Origin of the sequence: Streptomyces hirsutus (genome assembly GCF_001418415.1) — a bacterium.
GTDB lineage: Bacteria > Actinomycetota > Actinomycetes > Streptomycetales > Streptomycetaceae > Streptomyces > Streptomyces hirsutus.
Genome location: NZ_LIQT01000096.1, coordinates 1 through 18,796, shown reverse-complemented (window position 1 = coordinate 18,796; position 18,796 = coordinate 1). Strand labels below are relative to the sequence as shown.

Here is an 18,796-nt window from a genome sequence, read left to right as displayed (position 1 = left end):
GGGGACGGGGACGGGGACGGGAGCGGAGGCGACCACTCGGGGGCCGGAAGCGCGACCGGCGGCGCCGAGGAAGTGGCGGGCGAAGTCGCGGACGACGGGGCGGAACCCGGGACCGGCACCGAAGACGGAGGAACGGTGATCATCGAGGTGCGGGACCAGGGACCGGGCATCCCCGAGGACGTCCTGCCGCATGTCTTCGACCGCTTCTACAAGGCCAGTGCCTCCCGGCCGCGTTCCGAGGGCAGCGGGCTCGGCCTGTCCATCGCGATGGAGAACGCCCATGCCCATGGCGGTGAGATCACCGCTGCCAACGCTCCCGGGGGCGGCGCGGTGTTCACCCTGCGGCTGCCGCGCGACGTCTCCGCGCTGATGGAGGAAGACACCAAGAACACCGAGCACACCGAGAACGCGCGGAAGCGCGCGGGCGGCACCTCCGGGAAGGCCGGCGGCAAGGGCGGCACCCGGCGTGAGAACGCCGAGGGGGACGACCGATGAACGGACGGCCGAGGCGCGTAGGCCGCTTCCCCGGGCTGCTCGGCATCACCGTGCTCGGTGTGCTGCTCGCGGGGTGCGGGATCCGGGCCACCGAGGTGCCGACCGACTTCGGTCCGGCGCCCTCCCGGGTGCGCTGCTCGCAGACCGAGGCGGACGGGGCCTCACCGCCCGCGCAGGGCCTGCCGGCCCAGGTGTTCCTGCGCTGCGGCTCGTCCCTGGTGGCCGTCGACCGGACGGTACGGACGCCGGAGGGGGCGGCGGACTCCGGGCAGCGGCGCGCCCAGGTGGCGCAAGGGCTGCTGGACCAGCTCTCGGCGTCGCCGACGTCCGCCGAGAAGGAGGCCGGGTACGCCACGAACGTACGGGGCGGGATGACCGTGAGCGGTCCGCGGTCCGGCGACCCCCAGGACACGCTGCGTCTGAGCACCCCGCCGGGAAGCCTGACGTCCTACGCCCTCGCGCAGATCGTCTGCACGTTCTCCGACTCGGCGGCGGCCGAGGGTGACGGCTCGGTGGTCCTGGGCGGCCAGGACGACGAGCGGGCGCGCCGCTACCGGTGCACGGACGAGGTCCGGGCCCGTCCGGGCAGCGCGGAACCCCCGTCCACGGCGGTCACCGGCGGGTGAGGCCCGGGGTGCGTCACGCGCTCCGGCCGCGTACGCGGCCCGTACCCGGCCCGCACCCGGCCTGCGTGCGGCACTGTGGCGCACGCCTCACCCGACCGGCGGGGCCCCACGCGGAACCGATCCCGCCGAGGGCCGCGTCTAGGGGTTCGTGCAGCGTCAAGGCCCCGCCGGCGGCACCGCCGCGTTCCGTATCCGTGTGACAGGAGGTCTCCTCCTGGCCGCGTATCTCGTGTTCGTCGCCTGGTGCACGCTGCGCCCGCTGAACGTCCCTTGGGTGGTGCCCTCCAACCTGCGTCCCTTTCACGGCATCCGGGCGGACTTCGCGCTGGGCTGGGCGACGGGGGCCCGCCGGGTCGCCGAGGGACTGGCGCTGTTCGCGCCGCTCGGTGTGCTGCTGCCGATGACGGGGGGCAGACTGACCGTCTCACCGGTGGGTTCGCTGATCCGCACCATGACCGCGGCGGCGCTGCTGTCGCTGGGCATCGAGATGCTGCAGACCGGGGTGCCGGGCCGGGTCGTGGACGTCGACGCGCTGATGCTGAACACCCTGGGCGCGGCCCTCGCGCATGCCGCCCTGGTGCCGGCGGGCCGCGCGTGGCTGCGCCGGCGGGACCTGCACCGTACGGGGGCGGAGAGCCACCGGGAGGAGCCGGCTCAGGGTCGGACCCCGACGATTGCCAGGGTCGGGATCGCCCCCTGGAGTGATGCTTTGCCCCCTTCGTCTCCGTAACGTGGAGTGCACAGGAACAGCCGTACGGAAGCCGGCCGGAACAGCCCCGGGCCCGGGCCCGGACCCGGGCCCGGCATCAGTCCCGGAGCCGTTCCCGGACCCCCGGCACCCGTGGGCCACTCGGCAGCACGACCACGAAGGAGTTCACGATGTCCCGCCTCGCCCGCCCCACCGACAACCGCGTGATCGGCGGCGTGTGCGCCGCGCTGGCCCGCCGTTTCGGCACCTCCGCGACCACGATGCGGGTCGTCTTCCTGGCCTCGTGCCTACTGCCCGGTCCGCAGTTCCTGCTCTACATAGCGCTGTGGATCCTGCTCCCGTCGGAGCACAAGGTCCGGACGAGCGCCTGGTGAGGCCCGCGCCCTCCCCGTGAGCACGCCTGTGGGGCGCCCCCGGTCCGGGGGCGCCCCATGGGTCGCGGGTCCGCCGGGTACAGGCCCGGGGCGGGACGCTCCTGTGGACGTCAGCCGATGGGGAGGCCGTTGACGGAGCCCTGCAGCGGCATGCCGCCGAGCAGGCCGGCGACCGGCTGCGCCGGGCCGTCGGCGAGCTGCTGTCCGGTCTCCAGTGCCTGCCCCGCCTCCGGCAGCGCGCCGGAGAGGTTCTCCGCCGGAAGGGCCTGGGTGGCGGTGTCCAGCGCCGGAAGGGCGTCCGGGACGGCCGGGGCGGCGGTGGCGGCACCCGCACCGGCGGCGGCGAAGGCGGCGCCGAGCGCGGCGACACCGAGGGTCTTGGCAGCAGACTGCTTCATGAAGATGTTTCCTCGAAAGGGGATGCGGCGATGTGAGCGGTCCGGTGACCGTAATCAGACGGAACCACCGGCCGCAAACACCGGAATGCGGGGGAATGGTGAACACCGCCCGCATTCCCGAATGCCCGAGGTTCTCCAGTTCACTCCTCCGAGGCGACAGAACCGCTGGTGGAAGCGGCCTGCCGGAACAGCCATTCGGATTTCAGCTCGGCATAACCGGGCTTGACCACGTCATTGATCATGGCGAGTCTTTCATCGAAAGGAATGAACGCCGATTTCATCGCATTGACGGAGAACCACTGCATGTCGTCGAGCGTGTAGCCGAACGCCTCGACCAGGTGCTCGAATTCCCGGCTCATGCTCGTGTGCGACATGAGCCGGTTGTCGGTGTTCACCGTGGCCCGGAAGTGCAGCCGGCGCAGCAGGCCGATGGGGTGCTCGGCGTACGAGGCCGCCGCCCCGGTCTGGAGGTTGGAGCTGGGGCACAGCTCCAGCGGGATGCGCTTGTCCCGGACGTAGGAGGCGAGCCGGCCGAGCTCGACGGTGCCGTCGTCGCGCACCTGGATGTCGTCGATGATGCGCACTCCGTGCCCGAGCCGGTCGGCGCCGCACCACTGGAGGGCCTGCCAGATGGACGGCAGCCCGAAGGCCTCACCGGCGTGGATCGTGAAGTGGTTGTTCTCGCGCTTGAGGTACTCGAAGGCGTCGAGGTGCCGGGTGGGAGGGTAACCGGCCTCGGCGCCCGCGATGTCGAAGCCGACGACACCCAGGTCCCGGTAGCGGTTGGCGAGTTCGGCGATCTCCAGCGCGCGGGCCGCGTGCCGCATGGCGGTGAGCAGCGCGCCGACGCGGATGCGGTGGCCGTCCTCCCGGGCCCGCCGCTCCCCTTGGCGGAAGCCCTCGTCGACCGCCTCGACGACCTCCTCGAGGGTCAGCCCGCCCTCGAGGTGCTGCTCGGGCGCGTAGCGCACCTCGGCGTAGACGACACCGTCCGCGGCCAGGTCCTCGGCACACTCGGCGGCGACCCGCACCAGGGCGTCCCGGGTCTGCATGACGCCGACGGTGTGCGAGAACGTCTCCAGATAGCGTTCCAGGGAACCGGAGTCGGCGGCCTCCCGGAACCAGAGACCGAGCTTGTCCGGGTCGGTCTCGGGGAGCTGGGTGTATCCGGCCTCGCGGGCCAGATCGACGACGGTGCCGGGGCGCAGGCCGCCGTCGAGATGGTCGTGCAGCAGAACCTTGGGTGCCCGGCGGATCTGGTCCGCGGTCGGGGTGTTCGCAGTGCTCTGGCTCGTCATCTGCGCACTCTAACTCCTACGCGCGTAGATCATCCGGCGCACACATACGCCGATATCCAACGGTGACCGCACGGCAGGGTGGCGTACGCCGTTGCTTCTGACACTGTTCTGCCATGGCACAGCAAGCGACGCCGGTTCACGGGGCACGGCTGGGGAGGGCGCTCGGCCCGGAGCCGGGGGCGGTGGGCGGCGTGGTGCTGCTGCTGCCCGGCGGTGATCCGGTCTCCAGCCGCAGGCCGTCCCCCCTGGTGGCGACCGCCTCCGTACGCGCGCTGGGACGCCGCCTCGGCCGCGCGGGCCGGACCGAGGGGATCGCCGCCCATGTCGTCCACTACCGCTACCGGGGCTGGAACGGCGGCGAGGCGCATCCCGCCCGGGACGCCGCCTGGGCCGTCGACGAGACCGTGCGGCGCTACGGGGACGTTCCCGTGTGCCTGGCCGGCCTCGGCATGGGCGGCCGGGCGGCCCTGCGCGCGGGCGGCCACGAGGCCGTCACCTCCGTACTGGCGCTGGCCCCCTGGCTGCCCGGGGAGGACGGGCCCGGGCCACCCGAACCGGTGAAGCAGCTGACCGGACGACAGGTGCTGATCGTGCACGGCACGCACGACACGCGGACCGACCCCGAACTGTCCTTCCGGCTGGCGGCGCGGGCGAAGAAGGCGAACCGGGACGTCTGTCGCTTCGAAGTGCACACCGACGGGCACGGGTTGCGCCAGTACCGGGACGAAGTCCTCGCCCTGTGCGAGGACTTCGTGATGGGGGCGCTCTTCGGACGGGCGCTCTCACGACCGCTGCGGGACGCCCTGGCGGCGCCTCCGCCCCTGGGGCTGCGGATGCCGCTGGCCTCGGGGTTCGGTTCGTCGTCACGGCGATAGGCGACCGGAGTGCGACGGCCGTCGCACCACGACCGGCGACCGGCGACCGGCGTACGGCTTTGCGGCGGCGGGCAGCCGGGTGCCCCGGGGTGCCGGTCAGTCCGGGAGCAGGCGGCCGCGGCGCGACAGCAGGAACTTCTTGAAGGCCGTCACCGGCGGGGTGTCCGGCCGCCCGGCCAGCCAGGCGACGCCGATCTCGCGGGCCGCCCGCGGGGAGGTGACGGTCAGTTCGACCACTTCGGGGCGGGGCACGGCCGGCGGCGGCAGCAGGGCGACGCCGAGCCCGGCCGCGACCAGGCCCCGCAGGGTCTCCGCCTCCTCGCCCTCGAAGGCGACCCGGGGCCGGAACCCGGCCCGGTCGCAGAGGGCATCGGTGATGCGGCGCAGCCCGTAACCGGGCTCCAGGGTCACGAAGGTCTCGTCGGCGGCCTCGGCGAGGCGGATCCGGCGGCGGCCGGCGAGCCGGTGGTCGGCGGGGACGACCAGGCGCAGCTTCTGCTCGTCCAGGCGACGGGCGACGAGGTCGGGGGCGTCCGGGACCGGGGAGGTCAGGCACAGGTCGAGCTCGCCCGCGCGGAGGCCTTCCAGCATGGCGTCACCGTGGTTCTGGACGAGGCTGAAGCGGATGCGCGGATGGTCGGCGCGGAAGGTGTGCAGCAGCCCGGGGACGGTCTCGGCGCCCATGGTGTGCAGGAACCCGAAGGCGACCTTGCCGGTGGCCGGGTCGGCGTCGGCGCGCACCTCGTCGGCGGCCCGCTCGATCTCGGCGAGGGCCCGTTCGACGGAGACGAGGAAGGTGCGGCCGGCGGGGGTGAGGGAGAGCGTACGGCCGTGACGGGCGAACAGGTCGACGCCCAGGTCCTGTTCGAGGCGGACGACGGACCGGGAGAGCGTGGACTGCGGGACCTGCATCTCCTGGGCGGCACGGGTGACATGCTCCGTGCGGGCGACGCCGGCGAAGTGGACGAGACGCGGCGCGAGCAGCGCGACGATGTCTTCTGTGTCACTGGACGGTGACAGCCGACCCTGCGACCTCTGCTGATGCTGCATGGGAACGATTATGACGATTCCATGCATTGGACGGATGAGCGGAGCCGTCCGTAGCGTCGAAGCATGTCTCCCGCCAGTACCAAGGCGTCCACCGCTGTGGACGCCCGCACATCCGTCACGTCCCCGGTCTCTCCCTCCTCCCCTCACCCGAGCGCGCCCGACGCCCCGGACGTCCCGGACTCCCCGGACGTCCCGAGCGCGCCGGGCGGCGCCGACTCCCGCATCTCCCCGGGCGGCCCCGGTTTCCGCCGGATGAGCTTCGCCCTGTTCCTGGCGGGTGTGGCGACCTTCGCGCTGCTGTATTCCACGCAGGCCCTGCTGCCGCTGATCTCCGGCGACCTCGGGGTGAGCGCGGGCGACGCGAGCTGGACGGTGGCGGCGGCCACCGGCGGTCTGGCGGTGTTCGTACTGCCGATGAGCGCGCTGTCGGAGCGGTACGGACGCCGTACGGTGATGACGGCCTCCCTGGCCGTCGCGGTGACCGTCGGGCTGCTGGTTCCCTTCGCCCCGTCGCTGGGCGCCCTGGTGGCACTGCGGGCGCTCCAGGGGGCGGCCCTGGCCGGGGTGCCCGCCTCGGCGACCGCGTACCTGGCGGAGGAGGTCAGGCCGAAGGCCCTGGTGACCGCGATCGGACTGTTCGTCGCGGGCAACAGCGTCGGCGGGATGAGCGGCCGGGTCATCACCGGCTGGGTGGCGCAGGAGTGGGGCTGGCGGGTCGCCGTCGGCGTGATCGGGGTGCTCGCGGTGGCGTGCGCGGTGGCGTTCCGGCTGCTGCTGCCGGCGCCGAAGCACTTCCGTCCGGGCTCGCTGCGTCCGCGGGTGCTGCTCGGCACGGTCCGCACCCATCTCGCGAACCCGCTGCTGCGGCGCCTGTACGCCATCGGCGCCCTGTTCATGACGGTGTTCGGCGGGGTCTACACCGTGATCGGCTACCGGCTGGCCGAGGCGCCCTTCTCCCTCCCCCAGGGCATCGTCGGCTCGATCTTCCTGGTGTACCTGGTCGGCACGGTGGCGGCGTCGGCGGCGGGCCGGCTGGTGGGCCGGCTCGGCCGCCGGGGCGCGCTGTACGCGGCGGGCGGCACCACCACGGCGGGCCTGCTGCTGTCCCTGGCCGGCTCCCTGCCCCTGATCCTGCTGGGCCTGGTACTGATCACCGGCGGCTTCTTCGCGGGCCACGCGGTCGCGTCCTCGGCGGTCGGACGGACGGCCACCCGGGGCCGCGCCCAGGCGTCGGCGCTGTACCAGTCCGCCTACTACGTCGGCTCCAGCGTGGGCAGCACGGTCGGTGCGCTCGCCTTCCACTCGGGCGGCTGGGCCGGGACGGTGGGGGTCGGTCTGGTGGCGGTGGCCGGCGTCGTGACCATCACGGTGCTGGGCACCCGGGCGGCCCGGGTGGAGCGGCGCGGGCTCGCCCCGGCGTGAGGCGGTCCGGCGGGCCGGGCGGCCGGGAAGCGGGCGGAAGCTTTCGTTCCGTCCGCTGAACCGGCTTCCCCGACCTGCGCGTTCGTCGACTCGGGGGGCCGTTGTCAGTGGGCTGCGGTAGCTTCCGAAGTGCTGGGTGCGAAGGCGCGCCGCAGACAAGCCACAGGGGTGGGTGGACGATGACGAACGGCACGGCGACGACGACCGGTATCGACGCCAGGCTCGAGGCGCACCGCGTCGAGCTGACCGGGTACTGCTACCGCATGCTCGGCTCCTCCTTCGAGGCGGAGGACGCGGTGCAGGACACGATGGTCCGTGCCTGGCGCAGCTTCGACACATTCGAGGGCCGTTCCAGCCTGCGCTCCTGGCTGTACCGCATCGCGACCAACGTCTGCCTGGACATGCTGACGGCCGGCAACAAGCGGGCCCGTCCGATGGACCTGACGGAGTCGACCCCGCTGGCCCGCGCGGCCCTCTCGCCCCGGCCGGAGCACACCTGGCTGGAGCCGATGCCGGATTCCCGGGTGCTGCCCGAGACCGCCGACCCCGCCGAGGCGGCGGTCGCCAAGGAGTCCGTGCGGCTCGCCTTCATGGCCGCGCTCCAGCAGCTGCCGCCCAAGCAGCGGGCGGTGCTGCTGCTGCGCGAGGTGCTGGCCTGGAAGGCGAGCGAGGTGGCGGAGCTGCTCGGCACCTCGGTCGCGTCGGTCAACAGCGCGTTGCAGCGGGCGCGGGCGACGCTCGCGGAGCGGCGGCAGCCGGGCGCCGAAGCGTCCGTCTCGGACCCGCTGGACGAGGAGCAGCAGAAGCTCCTGGAGCGCTATGTGGCGGCGTTCGAGGGGTACGACATGGCGGCGCTGACGGCGTTGCTGCACGAGGACGCCATCATGACGATGCCGCCGTTCGACCTGTGGCTGACCGGCCCCGGCGACATCACGGGCTTCATGACGACGCTGGGCGCCTCCTGCGCGGGTTCGCGCCTGCTGCCGGTCCAGGTCAACGGCCTGCCCGGGTTCGCCCACTACAAGCCGGACCCGGAGGCCGGCGGTTTCACGCCGTGGGCGGTCCAGGTACTGGAGATCTCAGACGGCCGGATCACCGGGTTCCACTGCTTCCTCGACACCCGGCGCTGGTTCCCGCTGTGCGGGCTGCCCCTCCACCTCGAAGCCGAGACCGACGAGGTCGAGCAGGGAGCATAGGGCGGGGTCGGGGTCGCGCAGCCGTATCCGGCCCCCGGTCCGGCGGGCCAGGAGCTGGAGGCGCGCCAGCAGGTTCACGGCGGCGAGCCCCGGCGGCCCCAGCCCGCCCACGTCGCAGACGACCACCCCGCCGGCCCCGCCGCCGTCGAGGAGTGCCCGCAGCGCGTCGCTCGGCCCGCTCACCCCGTCCGGGGTGACGGGGCCGAGCAGTACGAGTACAGGGGGTGTCATGGCGTCCACGATCGGTAGACCGGGCACGGGCGCGTAACTCATCGCGGGCCCGCGTCCGCCCGCGCCGCCCCCCACGGACACGTGACGCGGAGCGGGGGCGGGCGCCGCGGAGATCACATTGACCCGGGCACGGCCCTCCCCCGAGGGTTGGCTGTATGCGCCACAGATCGTCCCCGCCCACGCCCCCCGGTGCTCGCCACCCCGGCGAGGAGCCGTCGTGCAGGGGGTGCTGAGCGGGTTCGCGGTGATCGCGGTCGTCATCGGCGTCGGCTATGTGATCGGCCGCCGGGGGTATCTCGGCGGGCAGGCCCGCGACGTGCTGACGAAGCTGGCGTTCCACGTGGCCTCGCCGGCCCTGCTGTTCACCGTCCTCGCCGAGGCCGACCTGTCCCTGGTCTTCTCCGGCCGGCTCCTGGTCACGGCGCTGAGTACGGCCGCGGTGGCCGGCGTCTTCGTGGCGGTGGGTGTCGTACGCCGCTGGGGCGTGGGCCGCACCACCGTCGGCGCCCTGTGCTCCAGCTACGTCAACTCCGGCAACCTCGGCATCCCGATCGCGGTGTACGTCCTCGGTGACGCCTCGCTGGTGGCGCCGGTGCTGTTGTTCCAGCTCGTGATGGTCACCCCGGTCGCGCTGACGATCCTGGACCTGGCGACCGCCGGGGAGAAGCAGCCCCTGGGGCGGCGGCTGCTCACGCCGTTGCGCAATCCGGTCGCGCTGGGCTCACTGGCGGGGGTGGCGGTGGCGGCGAGCGGCGTCGAGATCCCCGGCCCGGTCATGGATCCGGTGACGCTGATCGGCAACATGGCTGTCCCCGCCGTCCTCCTCGCCTTCGGCATCTCGCTGCGCGGCAGCTCCCTGCCCCTGCGGGGCGGTGAGCGCGGGGCGGTGCTGCTGGCCGTGGCGCTGAAGTCGGTGGGCCAGCCGGTGGTCGCCTGGGGGCTGGCGGTGGGGGTGTTCGGGCTGCGCGGCGCGCAGCTGCTGGACGTGGTGGTGACCTCGGCCCTGCCGGCCGCGCAGAACCTCTTCACGTACGCGAGCAGCTACCGGGTCGGCGAGACCCTGGCGCGGGAGGCGATCCTGGTGTCGACCCTGCTGTCGGTACCGGTGCTCGTGGTGGTGGCGGCGGTGCTGGGGTGACTCAGGTGTCGGGGAACTCGCAGGTGTCCAGCTCGAGGTCGAAGGGCGCGGGCAGGGCGACCGGCTCACCGAACTTCGCGGTGCTCAAGGGACGGTAGACGTCCCCCTCGGGTTCTCCGTAGAGCGTCAGGGTCGGGCCGTCGGGGTCCCAGCGGTCGGCCAGGAGGTACAAGGGGATGCCGGCGGTGGCGTAGGCGGCCAGCTTGGTCACGCGGTCGTGGCGGGCGTTGTACGCCGAGGTCACCTCGACGACGAGTTCGGCGAGGGCGGCGGGAAGGTGGGTGTCCGACTCCGGGTTCTCCCGGTCCGGGTACACCAGAAGGTCAGGAATGAACATCGCCCGACGTGAGGGCACGGCAATGGCCTGGGTCTGGAAGATTGACCAGTTCCGCGGAATCACGGCGTACAGGGGACGCTGCATGCTTGCCGCGATCGCATTGTGGTGAAGCCCAGGAGCGGGTGACACGGTGACGATCCCCTCGATGATCTCCACCTTGCTGCCCTCGGGCCATTCCATCTCCTCCCAGAAGCGGACCAGGTCGTCCCACCTCTGGCCGGGGTCCTCGCTCACGGCGACTACGGTCATGGCGGTACTCCCATCGGTGCCACACCGATCCCACCACGCCGAACGGGACCGGTGGCGGTCCACCGGTCCCGTTCACCCGTATGGGGCGTGTCCCACCCCCGCCTCCGGCCCGCGCGCAGGTCAGGCGATACGTTCCCGCACCACCGGCGCCGCCGTGAAGGACGTGCCGGGGGCCGCGATGTCGTAGGAGTCGGCCACCGCGTCGAGGGCGTACGCGAAGCGGTCCGGGGTGTCCGTGTGCAGGGTCAGGAGGGGCTGGCCCTCGGTGACGGTGTCGCCGGGTTTGGCGTGCAGTTCGACGCCCGCGCCCGCCTGCACCGGGTCCTCCTTGCGGGCGCGGCCCGCGCCGAGGCGCCAGGCGGCGACGCCGATGTCGTAGGCGTCCAGGCGGGTCAGGACGCCGGAGGCGGACGCCGTCACCACGTGCTGTTCCCGCGCCGTGGGCAGGGGGGCGTCCGGGTCGCCGCCCTGGGCCGCGATCATGCGGCGCCAGACGTCCATCGCGGAGCCGTCGGCCAGGGCCTTCGCCGGGTCGGCGTCCTTCAGTCCGGCGGCGTCGAGCATCTCGCGGGCCAGCGCCAGCGTGAGTTCCACGACGTCGGCGGGGCCGCCGCCCGCCAGGACCTCCACCGACTCGCGGACCTCGAGCGCGTTGCCGGCGGTGAGGCCGAGCGGCGTCGACATGTCGGTGAGCAGGGCGACGGTCTTCACGCCGTGGTCGGTGCCGAGGCCGACCATCGTGGAGGCCAGTTCGCGGGCGTCGTCCAGGGTCTTCATGAAGGCGCCGCTGCCGACCTTCACGTCCAGGACGAGCGAGTCGGTGCCCTCGGCGATCTTCTTCGACATGATCGAGGAGGCGATCAGCGGGATCGCCTCGACGGTGCCGGTCACGTCGCGCAGGGCGTAGAGCTTCTTGTCCGCGGGGGCCAGGCCGTCGCCGGCCGCGCAGATCACGGCGCCCGCGCCGTTCAGGACGGAGAGCATCTCGTCGTTGGACAGCAGCGCGCGCCAGCCGGGGATCGACTCCAGCTTGTCGAGAGTGCCGCCGGTGTGGCCCAGGCCCCTGCCGGAGAGCTGCGGGACGGCCGCGCCGCAGGCCGCGACCAGCGGGGCGAGCGGCAGGGTGATCTTGTCGCCGACGCCGCCCGTGGAGTGCTTGTCGGCGGTGGGGCGCGACAGCGAGGAGAAGTCCATGCGCTCGCCGGAGGCGATCATCGCGGCGGTCCAGCGGGCGATCTCGCTCCGGTTCATGCCGTTGAGGAGGATCGCCATCGCGAGGGCCGACATCTGCTCGTCGGCGACCTCCCCGCGGGTGTACGCGTCGATCACCCAGTCGATCTGCTCGTCGCTGAGTTCACCGCGGTCCCGCTTGGTGCGGATGACGGAGATGACGTCCATGGCCATGGGTGGCATTCCTTCCGGAGTGCGAAGGGCGCGGCCCCTCGGGACGCGGCCCCTCCGGTCGGGAGTGAGCCGCGCGGAGGGGCCGCGGTGGAGCTACGGGGTACGAGGTGCCGCGGGTCGGAGGTGTTACGGGGTCACCCGGCGAGGTGCTCCGGGCCGAAGGCCTGGGGCAGCATCGCCGACAGCGGCAGGACGCCCGACGGGGTTTCGAGGAGCAGTCCGGGGCCGCCGAACTCGTACAGCAGCTGCCGGCAGCGGCCGCACGGGACGAGGATCGCGCCCGTGCCGTCCACGCAGGTGAAGTGCGTGAGCCGGCCGCCTCCGGTGCGCTGCAGCTCCGAGACCAGTCCGCACTCGGCGCACAGGCCGAGGCCGTAGCTGGCGTTCTCGACGTTGCAGCCGGAGACGGTGCGCCCGTCGTCGACCAGGGCGGCGACACCGACCGGGTAGCCCGAGTAGGGGGCGTACGCGTGGGACATGGCCTCCCGTGCCACCGCGCGCAGCGCCTCCCAGTCGGTGTCCGCCGCGGGGGCCGGGGCGGGCGTCATCCGCCCTGTCCCTTCCGGTACGGGAGTCCGTCCGCCTTCGGCATGCGCAGCCGCTGGGCGGACAGGGCGAGGACCACCAGGGTGATGACGTACGGCGTGGCGGCGACGACCTGGTTGGGGACCTCGTTGGTGCCGGCGTACCAGGCGAAGACGAGTGCGCCGACGACCAGGGTGATGACCGCGTGCACGTACTTCTTGCGGATCGCCAGCCAGATCGCGCCGGCGAGCAGCAGCAGCGCGCCGAGCAGCAGCAGGGCGTGCACGTTGGTGGAGCCGCCGCGCAGGTTGAGGCTGTCGGTGTAGCCGAAGAGTCCGGCGCCGATGGCGAGGCCGCCCGGCATCCAGTTGCCGAAGATCATCGCGGCGAGGCCGATGTAGCCGCGCCCGCTGACCTGGCCCTCCAGGTAGAAGGGGTTGGCGACGATGGAGAGGAAGGCGCCGCCGAGGCCGGCCAGACCACCGGAGATGATCACGGCGAGGTACTTGTACTTGTAGACGTTGACGCCGAGGGACTCGGCGGCGACGGGGTTCTCGCCGCAGGAGCGCAGGCGCAGGCCGAAGGCGGTGCGCCAGAGGATCCACCAGGTGGCGGGGATGAGCGCGACGGCGATGAGGGTCAGCCAGGAGACGTTGGTGACCAGGCCGCCGAGCAGGCCCGCGATGTCGGAGACGAAGAACCAGCCCTTGGCGTTGAGGTCCCGCAGCGCGTCGGACAGCCCCGGCACGGTGAAGTGGCCGAGCGGTTCGACCGCCGGGGACTGCTTGGCGGAGCCGCCCTGGTGGCCTTCGAAGGCGAGCGGGGCGAGGTAGCGGGTGACGCCGAGGGCGAGGATGTTGATGGCCACACCGGAGACGATGTGGTTGACGCGGAAGGTGACGGTGACGACGGCGTGCAGCAGGCCGCCGAGGCAGCCGCCGATGATGCCGACCAGGACGCCGGTCCACGGGCCCCACTGGAATCCGGCCCAGGCGCCGAACCAGGTGCCGAGGATCAGCATGCCCTCGAGGCCGATGTTGACGACGCCCGCGCGCTCGGCCCACAGGCCGCCGAGTCCGGCGAGGCCGATGGGGACGGCGAGCTGGAGGGCGGTGGACATCTGGCTGACGTTGGTGATGCCGTCCGCGCCGGTGACGATGCGGACGATCGAGAGCAGGGCCAGGGCGCCGGCGATGACCAGCAGCAGCACGGGCCACGACATGCGGCGGCCGGTGGGCGCCGCAGGCTGCAGCGAGGGCTGGTTGACGTCGGTCGCTGTGGTCGGGGCGGTCATCGGCCAGCCACCTCCTTCGTGGTGTTGTTGTCGGCGCCGAGGACGTGACCCGCGGCGAGTTCCGCGCCGACCCGGCGCTGCTGACGGCGCAGGCCCCACTCGCGGACGGCCTCGTAGGAGACGACGACCGAGAGGACGATCAGGCCCTGCATGATGACCGCGATCTCCTTGTCGTAGCCGTGGAAGTCCAGCTCGGGCGAGGCCTTGTCGAGCCAGGCCCACAGCAGGGCGGCGAAGGCGATGCCGACGGGGCTGTTGCGGCCGAGCAGGGCGATGCCGATGCCGAGGAAGCCGATGCCGGTGGGGAAGTTCAGGTTGTAGGTGTGGGAGTCGCCGAGCAGGATCGGCAGGCCCGCGAGACCGGCGAGACCGCCGGAGATCAGCATGGCGGTGAGCACCATGCGCTTGGGGTTGACCCCGCTGGCCGCGGCGGCGGTCGTGGAGGCGCCGGAGGCGCGCAGGTCGAAGCCGAAGCGGGTGCGGTTGAGGACGATCCAGTAGCCGATGCCGAGCAGTGCCGCGAGGACGACCAGGCCGTAGATCTCGCCGGCCTCGCCCATGTCGATGCCGGGGACCCAGCCGGACTCGTACATCTCGCCGGTGGTGCTGTTGTTGCCGATCTTGACGCCGAAGACGTCCGGCTTCCACAGGTAGACGATGAGGGACGTGGCGATCGCGTTGAGCATGATCGTGGCGACGACCTCGCTGACCCCGCGGGTGACCTTGAGGACTCCGGCGATACCGGCCCAGAAGGCGCCGGTGAACACGGCGGTGAGGAGCAGCAGCGGAAGCTGCAGCACGGCCGGCAGGTTCATGTGGGCGCCGACGACGGCGGCCATGATGGCGCCGAGCTGGTACTGGCCGTCGACCCCGATGTTGAAGAGGTTCATCCGGAAGCCGATGGCCACCGCGAGGGCGGCGATGTAGTACATCGAGGCCTGGTTGATGATCAGGACCTGGACGTCGGAGAACGTCGCCTGCTCGAACATCAGGGCGAACGGCTCGACGGGGTTCTTGCCCGAGGCGAGCAGCACGATCGCGCTCAGGGCGAAGGCCACGGCGAGCGCGATGACCGGTCCGGCCACTGCGAGGAGCACGCGCTCCTTGTCGAACTTCTTCATCAGCGGGCCTCGTCTTCCGGAGACTCGGGGGCGTCGGCCGCGGAGCCGGGGGCGTCGGCCCCGGTCTTCCCTGCGCCGGCCGGGGTCTCGGGGGTCTCTTCGTGTTCGAGGTGTCCGGTGGCGGCACCGGTCATGGCGGTACCGAGCTCCTCCGGGGTGACGGTGGCGGGGTCGGCGTCCGCGACGAGCCTGCCGTCGTAGATCACCCGGAGGGTGTCGGACAGGCCGATCAGCTCGTCCAGGTCGGCGGAGATCAGCAGGACGGCGAGGCCCTCGCGGCGCGCCTCCCGGATGTGGTCCCAGATCGCGGCCTGCGCGCCGACGTCCACACCGCGGGTGGGGTGGGAGGCGATCAGGAAGCGGGGCCGGTGGCTCATCTCACGGCCGACGATCAGCTTCTGCTGGTTGCCTCCGGACAGGGAGGCGGCGGTGACGTCGATGCCGGGGGTGCGCACGTCGTACTTCTGGACGATGCGCCGGGTGTCCTCCTGGGCCGCCTTCGGGTCCAGCCAGAAGCCCTTGGCGTTGGGCTTCTCGGTGACGTGGCCGAGGATGCGGTTCTCCCAGAGGGGTGCTTCCAGGAGCAGGCCGTGGCGGTGGCGGTCCTCGGGGATGTACCCAATGCCCTCCTCGCGGCGTTTGCGGGTGGCCCAGCCGGTGATCTCCTCGTCGGCCAGCCGGATCACGCCGGAGTCGGCGTGCCGCAGCCCGATGAGCGCGTCGACCAGTTCGGTCTGGCCGTTGCCCTCGACGCCGGCGATGCCCAGGACCTCGCCCGCGTGGATGGTGAAGCTGATGTCGTCGAGCAGGGCCTTGCCGCCGGGGGCCGCCAGGCGCAGCTTGTCGACGGTGAGGACCGCGCGGTCGGTGACCGTGGACTCGGCGGTCTCCGGGGTGGGCAGTTCGCTGCCGACCATCATCTCGGCGAGCCGGCGCGGGGTGGTCTCGGCGGGAACGGCGGTGCCCACGGTGGCGCCCCGGCGGATGACGGTGATGTCGTCGGCGACCGAGAGGACCTCGCCCAGCTTGTGGGAGATGAAGATGACCGACAGGCCCTCCGCCTTGAGCTCGCGCAGGTTGTCGAAGAGCGCGTCGACCTCCTGCGGGACGAGGACGGCGGTGGGCTCGTCGAGGATCAGCGTGGTGGCGCCGCGGTAGAGGACCTTGAGGATCTCCACGCGCTGGCGGGCGGCGACGCCGAGTTCCTCGACCAGCAGGTCGGGGCGTACGCCGAGGCCGTAGCGGTCGGAGAGTTCCTTGATCTTGCGGCGGGCCTTCGCGCCGATGCCGTACAGCTTCTCGCTGCCGAGCACCACGTTCTCGAGGACCGTGAGGTTGTCGGCGAGCATGAAGTGCTGGTGGACCATGCCGATGCCGCGGACGATGGCGTCGGCCGGCGAGGAGAAGGAGACCGTCTCGCCGTGGATCGCGATGGTGCCCTCGTCCGGCTTCTGCATGCCGTAGAGGATCTTCATCAGCGTCGACTTGCCGGCGCCGTTCTCGCCGACGAGGGCGTGCACGGTGCCCTTGCGGACCGTGAGGTGGATGTCGTGGTTGGCCACGACACCGGGAAAACGCTTCGTGATCCCGGCGAGCTCGACGGCGGTCACCGACTCGTTGACCGCCGCTCCGGCCGGAGGGCTGCTGGACGCGTTGATGGCGCACTCCTGGGGACGGGGGTCGTCTACGCGCGTAGCGCCCCTACGGCATCGAACGGGGTCGCACACCCGGCTCGACGGGGTGCGGGGAGCCTACTCCCCGCACCCCGTCGAGCGGTCACGACCCCATGGATTACACGCTGTTCAGGCACAGGGCCTTTCGCGCGGACCATGCCGGGCCCGCGGGCCCGGCCCGATGCGAACGAAAGGTCCCGCCGGGGTCAGCTCGACTGGACCTTGATGTCGCCGCTGATGATCTTCTTCTTGGCCGTCTCGATGACGTCCTGAAGCTTCGCGTTGTCCGCGAACACGGGGTTGGACTGCGCGAGGCCGACCTCACCCGACGCCAGATCGCCCCTGAGGATACCGGTGCGGGGGGCCTTGTCCTCGACCGACTGAGCCAGCTTGTACACCGACTTGGCGACGTCCTTCGTCGCGGAGGTAAGGATCGAGCCCTTGTACTTCGCCAGGGCTTCCTGCGCGTACTGGTCGGAGTCCACGCCGATCGCCCAGACCTTGTTGGCGGCCGCGGCCTCGATGGCACCCTGACCGGACAGACCGGCCGCCGTGTAGATGACGTCGGCCTTCTTCTCGATCTGGCCCTCGGCGGCGGCCTTGCCCTTGTCGGGGCTGGAGAAGCCGCCCTCCTCCGCCGTCTGCGTCAGGAACTGCGAGACGACCTTGACGTTCGGGTCGGTGTCCTTGACGCCCTGCTCGAAGCCGGCCCGGAACTTGTGGATCAGCGGGATGTCCACACCGCCGATGAAGCCCACGACGCCGGTCTCGGTGGCCTTGGCGGCGGCGACGCCGGCGAGGTAGGAGGCCTGCTCCTCGGCGAAGACCAGGGAGGCGACGTTGTCCCGCTCGACCGTGGAGTCGTCGACGATGCCGAAGGTGGTGTCCGGGTACTTCTCGGCCACGGCCGTCATCGCCGGCGCCGTAGGCGAAGCCGACACCGATCACGGGGTTGTAGCCCTGCCTGGCGAGCGTCGAGAGGCGCTGCTCCTTGTCCGCGTCGGTCTCGCCCTCGGTGGGCTCGATGTCGGCGGTCTTGTAGCCGAACTCCTTCTCCGCCTGCTTCAGGCCCGCGTACGCGGCGTCGTTGAAGGACTGGTCGCCCCTGCCGCCGACGTCGTAGGCGATGGCGATGCCCTTGTCGCCCTTCGACTCCGACGAGCCGGAAGAGGTCGAGGTGCCGCCGCAGGCGGAGAGCGCGAGGGCCAGAGAGGCGGTCGCTGCGCCTGCGACCGTGATCCGGGAAATCCGGCGCATGTGTGGTGCTCCTTCGTACAAGCGCCGGAAGTCGGGGGGGCGGCGCTGGCTTCGCCGCAGATTAACGCGCGTAGACCTCCCTGGAAACCCTTTCTGTCCACCTTGTTATGCGGCCGTGCCCTACCCGCCCCCTACCGCGAGTAAACCATTGCCTGTCGCAAACGGATCGTGGCACAGGGTGACATTCGGGCGATGTGCGGCGTGAGGTGACAAGCACCGTGACATCCGACACGGTGCTCGTCGACCGGCGCACGCCGGGCATCGGCTCGGGTTGCCGGGTCCGCTGCGGCCGGAGGGGCTCAGCGCAGCCGGCGCGCGCGCAGCACCAGGTCGTCGGTGTGGTGCGCGCCGGCGCCGCCGTCGGGTGCCACGCGGGGCCGCTGTTCGTCCACCTCCACCTCCCAGTCCTCGTCGAGCAGAGCGGCGACCATCGAGGGCCAGACGTAGTCGGCCGGGTCGAAGCCGCTCTCGTTCTCCTGCCGGGTGTGCACCCCCGCGTGGTGGACGAGCAGCAGCACTCCGCCGGGCACGACGGCCGCGAGCAGCGCTCGCTCGGCTGCGGCGTCGGGGGTGCGCAACAGGGCGGGGTACTGCGCGGAGACCAGGTCGAAGGAGGCCGGCGGGAGGGCCGCCTCCGTCAGTGAGGCGTGCACCCAGCGAACGGCGAGGCCGGTGTCCCGTGCGTGCCCGGCCGCCCGTTCCAGCGCCACGCCCGAGACCTCGAGCGCGGTCACGTCCCAGCCGCGGCGTGCGAGCCAGAGGGCGTCCGCGCCCTCGCCGCAACCGACGTCGAGCACCCGCCCGGGTGTGAGTCCGGCGGCCTCGGCCACCAGCGCACCGTTGGGCCGGCCGCTCCACAACTGCTGTCGGTCGGCGTACAGGTCGTCCCACTCCGCCCTCACCGCGGGGTCTCCGACGTATCCGTCGGCAGGGAAGGAGGTGTCGGACGCGGGCGGTCCCGCTGCGATGTCGTCGTTCATCGGCCCACCGTCGCCCGACGTGTCCCGGACACGCCACTCCTGTTGCCGGTCCGGCAAAACGGCGCCCCCGGGGCACACAAGCCGGGCGGGCACCCACTGAGGTGCCCGCCCGGCTTCGTCACTGCGGTACCGCGGTACCGCGCT

19 protein-coding genes and 1 pseudogene are annotated in these 18,796 nt (G+C 72.2%); 8 read left to right on the top strand and 12 right to left on the bottom strand.

The window, feature by feature from the left end; all coding sequences use genetic code 11:
* The 4 genes from AOK11_RS08535 to AOK11_RS08520 all read left to right on the top strand — a co-directional run.
* Positions 1-495: sensor histidine kinase (locus AOK11_RS08535; RefSeq protein WP_240497264.1), on the top strand; the 495-nt coding region annotated here is incomplete at its 5' end.
* Positions 492-1,121: a hypothetical protein gene (locus AOK11_RS08530; RefSeq protein WP_055593045.1), complete on the top strand. Its 630-nt coding sequence runs from the start codon at positions 492-494 to the stop codon at positions 1,119-1,121. The genes AOK11_RS08535 and AOK11_RS08530, both read left to right, overlap by 4 nt.
* 148 nt (positions 1,122-1,269) lie before the next feature.
* A complete protein-coding gene (locus tag AOK11_RS08525; protein ID WP_055593044.1) occupies positions 1,270-1,851 on the top strand; it encodes a VanZ family protein in 582 nt (193 codons plus the stop codon).
* Between the two features lie 149 nt (positions 1,852-2,000).
* Positions 2,001-2,204 (top strand): PspC domain-containing protein, encoded by a 204-nt coding sequence (locus AOK11_RS08520; RefSeq protein WP_055593043.1) that lies wholly within the window; start codon positions 2,001-2,003, stop codon positions 2,202-2,204.
* Between the two features lie 110 nt (positions 2,205-2,314).
* Here the strand turns inward: AOK11_RS08520 and AOK11_RS08515 are convergent, their stop codons facing one another.
* Complete coding sequence (locus AOK11_RS08515; RefSeq protein WP_055593042.1) at positions 2,315-2,602, bottom strand: hypothetical protein; 288 nt, start codon at positions 2,600-2,602, stop codon at positions 2,315-2,317.
* A 140-nt stretch (positions 2,603-2,742) separates the two neighbouring features.
* Positions 2,743-3,900, bottom strand: coding sequence for an adenosine deaminase (locus AOK11_RS08510; protein WP_055593041.1), 1,158 nt, complete (start codon positions 3,898-3,900; stop codon positions 2,743-2,745).
* 113 nt (positions 3,901-4,013) lie between these two features.
* Between AOK11_RS08510 and AOK11_RS08505 the strand changes: the two genes are divergently transcribed.
* On the top strand, positions 4,014-4,775 hold the full coding sequence (locus AOK11_RS08505; protein WP_055593040.1) for an alpha/beta hydrolase: 762 nt from the start codon (positions 4,014-4,016) through the stop codon (positions 4,773-4,775).
* A gap of 96 nt (positions 4,776-4,871) precedes the next feature.
* Here AOK11_RS08505 and AOK11_RS08500 read toward each other — a convergent pair whose 3' ends face one another.
* Complete coding sequence (locus AOK11_RS08500; RefSeq protein ID WP_055593039.1) at positions 4,872-5,825, bottom strand: LysR family transcriptional regulator; 954 nt, start codon at positions 5,823-5,825, stop codon at positions 4,872-4,874.
* A gap of 63 nt (positions 5,826-5,888) precedes the next feature.
* On the opposite strand from AOK11_RS08500, the gene AOK11_RS08495 reads away from it, so the two are divergent.
* The gene (locus AOK11_RS08495) at positions 5,889-7,247 is read left to right on the top strand and encodes an MFS transporter (protein WP_055593038.1); all 1,359 of its coding nucleotides are present in this window, start codon (positions 5,889-5,891) and stop codon (positions 7,245-7,247) included.
* A 179-nt stretch (positions 7,248-7,426) separates the two neighbouring features.
* Positions 7,427-8,443 carry a sigma-70 family RNA polymerase sigma factor gene (locus AOK11_RS08490; RefSeq protein ID WP_055593037.1) on the top strand — a complete coding sequence of 339 codons (1,017 nt, stop codon included), beginning with the start codon at positions 7,427-7,429 and terminating at the stop codon, positions 8,441-8,443.
* Here AOK11_RS08490 and AOK11_RS39330 read toward each other — a convergent pair.
* Positions 8,327-8,716, bottom strand: a complete 390-nt coding sequence (locus tag AOK11_RS39330; protein WP_157869303.1) for an STAS domain-containing protein — start codon at positions 8,714-8,716, stop codon at positions 8,327-8,329. The genes AOK11_RS08490 and AOK11_RS39330 overlap by 117 nt on opposite strands.
* Before the next feature lie 175 nt (positions 8,717-8,891).
* Between AOK11_RS39330 and AOK11_RS08485 the strand changes: the two genes are divergently transcribed.
* Positions 8,892-9,812: an AEC family transporter gene (locus AOK11_RS08485; protein WP_055593036.1), complete on the top strand. Its 921-nt coding sequence runs from the start codon at positions 8,892-8,894 to the stop codon at positions 9,810-9,812.
* 1 nt (position 9,813) lies between these two features.
* Here AOK11_RS08485 and AOK11_RS08480 read toward each other — a convergent pair whose 3' ends face one another.
* From AOK11_RS08480 to AOK11_RS08445, 8 genes and pseudogenes are all read right to left on the bottom strand, one after another.
* Positions 9,814-10,398, bottom strand: coding sequence for a Uma2 family endonuclease (locus AOK11_RS08480; protein WP_055593035.1), 585 nt, complete (start codon positions 10,396-10,398; stop codon positions 9,814-9,816).
* 120 nt (positions 10,399-10,518) lie between these two features.
* Positions 10,519-11,802 (bottom strand): thymidine phosphorylase, encoded by a 1,284-nt coding sequence (locus AOK11_RS08475; protein ID WP_055593034.1) that lies wholly within the window; start codon positions 11,800-11,802, stop codon positions 10,519-10,521.
* 134 nt (positions 11,803-11,936) lie between these two features.
* Positions 11,937-12,350 carry a cytidine deaminase gene (locus AOK11_RS08470; RefSeq protein ID WP_055593033.1) on the bottom strand — a complete coding sequence of 138 codons (414 nt, stop codon included), beginning with the start codon at positions 12,348-12,350 and terminating at the stop codon, positions 11,937-11,939.
* Positions 12,347-13,621, bottom strand: a complete 1,275-nt coding sequence (locus AOK11_RS08465) for an ABC transporter permease (protein WP_055593032.1) — start codon at positions 13,619-13,621, stop codon at positions 12,347-12,349. Before AOK11_RS08465 ends, AOK11_RS08470 begins: the two co-directional genes overlap by 4 nt.
* Positions 13,618-14,742, bottom strand: coding sequence for an ABC transporter permease (locus AOK11_RS08460; RefSeq protein WP_055593031.1), 1,125 nt, complete (start codon positions 14,740-14,742; stop codon positions 13,618-13,620). The genes AOK11_RS08465 and AOK11_RS08460 overlap by 4 nt, the downstream gene beginning before the upstream one ends.
* Entirely contained in the window at positions 14,742-16,352 is a 1,611-nt protein-coding gene (locus AOK11_RS08455) for an ABC transporter ATP-binding protein (RefSeq protein WP_055593030.1), read from the bottom strand. Before AOK11_RS08455 ends, AOK11_RS08460 begins: the two co-directional genes overlap by 1 nt.
* A 269-nt stretch (positions 16,353-16,621) precedes the next feature.
* A pseudogene (locus AOK11_RS08450) lies at positions 16,622-17,672 on the bottom strand (BMP family lipoprotein).
* A gap of 299 nt (positions 17,673-17,971) precedes the next feature.
* Positions 17,972-18,652, bottom strand: coding sequence for a class I SAM-dependent methyltransferase (locus tag AOK11_RS08445; protein ID WP_055593029.1), 681 nt, complete (start codon positions 18,650-18,652; stop codon positions 17,972-17,974).
* Positions 18,653-18,796: the final 144 nt, after the last annotated feature.

Bases quoted from the DNA above. Each gene is read 5' to 3' on its own strand.
- AOK11_RS08500 (WP_055593039.1), bottom strand. From the start codon at position 5,825: ATGCAGCATCAGCAGAGGTCGCAGGGTCGGCTGTCACCGTCCAGTGAC.
- AOK11_RS08460 (WP_055593031.1), bottom strand. From the start codon at position 14,742: ATGAAGAAGTTCGACAAGGAGCGCGTGCTCCTCGCAGTGGCCGGACCG.
- AOK11_RS08520 (WP_055593043.1), top strand. From the start codon at position 2,001: ATGTCCCGCCTCGCCCGCCCCACCGACAACCGCGTGATCGGCGGCGTG.
- AOK11_RS39330 (WP_157869303.1), bottom strand. From the start codon at position 8,716: ATGAGTTACGCGCCCGTGCCCGGTCTACCGATCGTGGACGCCATGACA.
- AOK11_RS08495 (WP_055593038.1), top strand. From the start codon at position 5,889: ATGTCTCCCGCCAGTACCAAGGCGTCCACCGCTGTGGACGCCCGCACA.
- AOK11_RS08530 (WP_055593045.1), top strand. From the start codon at position 492: ATGAACGGACGGCCGAGGCGCGTAGGCCGCTTCCCCGGGCTGCTCGGC.
- AOK11_RS08480 (WP_055593035.1), bottom strand. From the start codon at position 10,398: ATGACCGTAGTCGCCGTGAGCGAGGACCCCGGCCAGAGGTGGGACGAC.
- AOK11_RS08465 (WP_055593032.1), bottom strand. From the start codon at position 13,621: ATGACCGCCCCGACCACAGCGACCGACGTCAACCAGCCCTCGCTGCAG.
- AOK11_RS08490 (WP_055593037.1), top strand. From the start codon at position 7,427: ATGACGAACGGCACGGCGACGACGACCGGTATCGACGCCAGGCTCGAG.
- AOK11_RS08475 (WP_055593034.1), bottom strand. From the start codon at position 11,802: ATGGCCATGGACGTCATCTCCGTCATCCGCACCAAGCGGGACCGCGGT.
- AOK11_RS08470 (WP_055593033.1), bottom strand. From the start codon at position 12,350: ATGACGCCCGCCCCGGCCCCCGCGGCGGACACCGACTGGGAGGCGCTG.
- AOK11_RS08505 (WP_055593040.1), top strand. From the start codon at position 4,014: ATGGCACAGCAAGCGACGCCGGTTCACGGGGCACGGCTGGGGAGGGCG.
- AOK11_RS08445 (WP_055593029.1), bottom strand. From the start codon at position 18,652: ATGAACGACGACATCGCAGCGGGACCGCCCGCGTCCGACACCTCCTTC.
- AOK11_RS08510 (WP_055593041.1), bottom strand. From the start codon at position 3,900: ATGACGAGCCAGAGCACTGCGAACACCCCGACCGCGGACCAGATCCGC.
- AOK11_RS08515 (WP_055593042.1), bottom strand. From the start codon at position 2,602: ATGAAGCAGTCTGCTGCCAAGACCCTCGGTGTCGCCGCGCTCGGCGCC.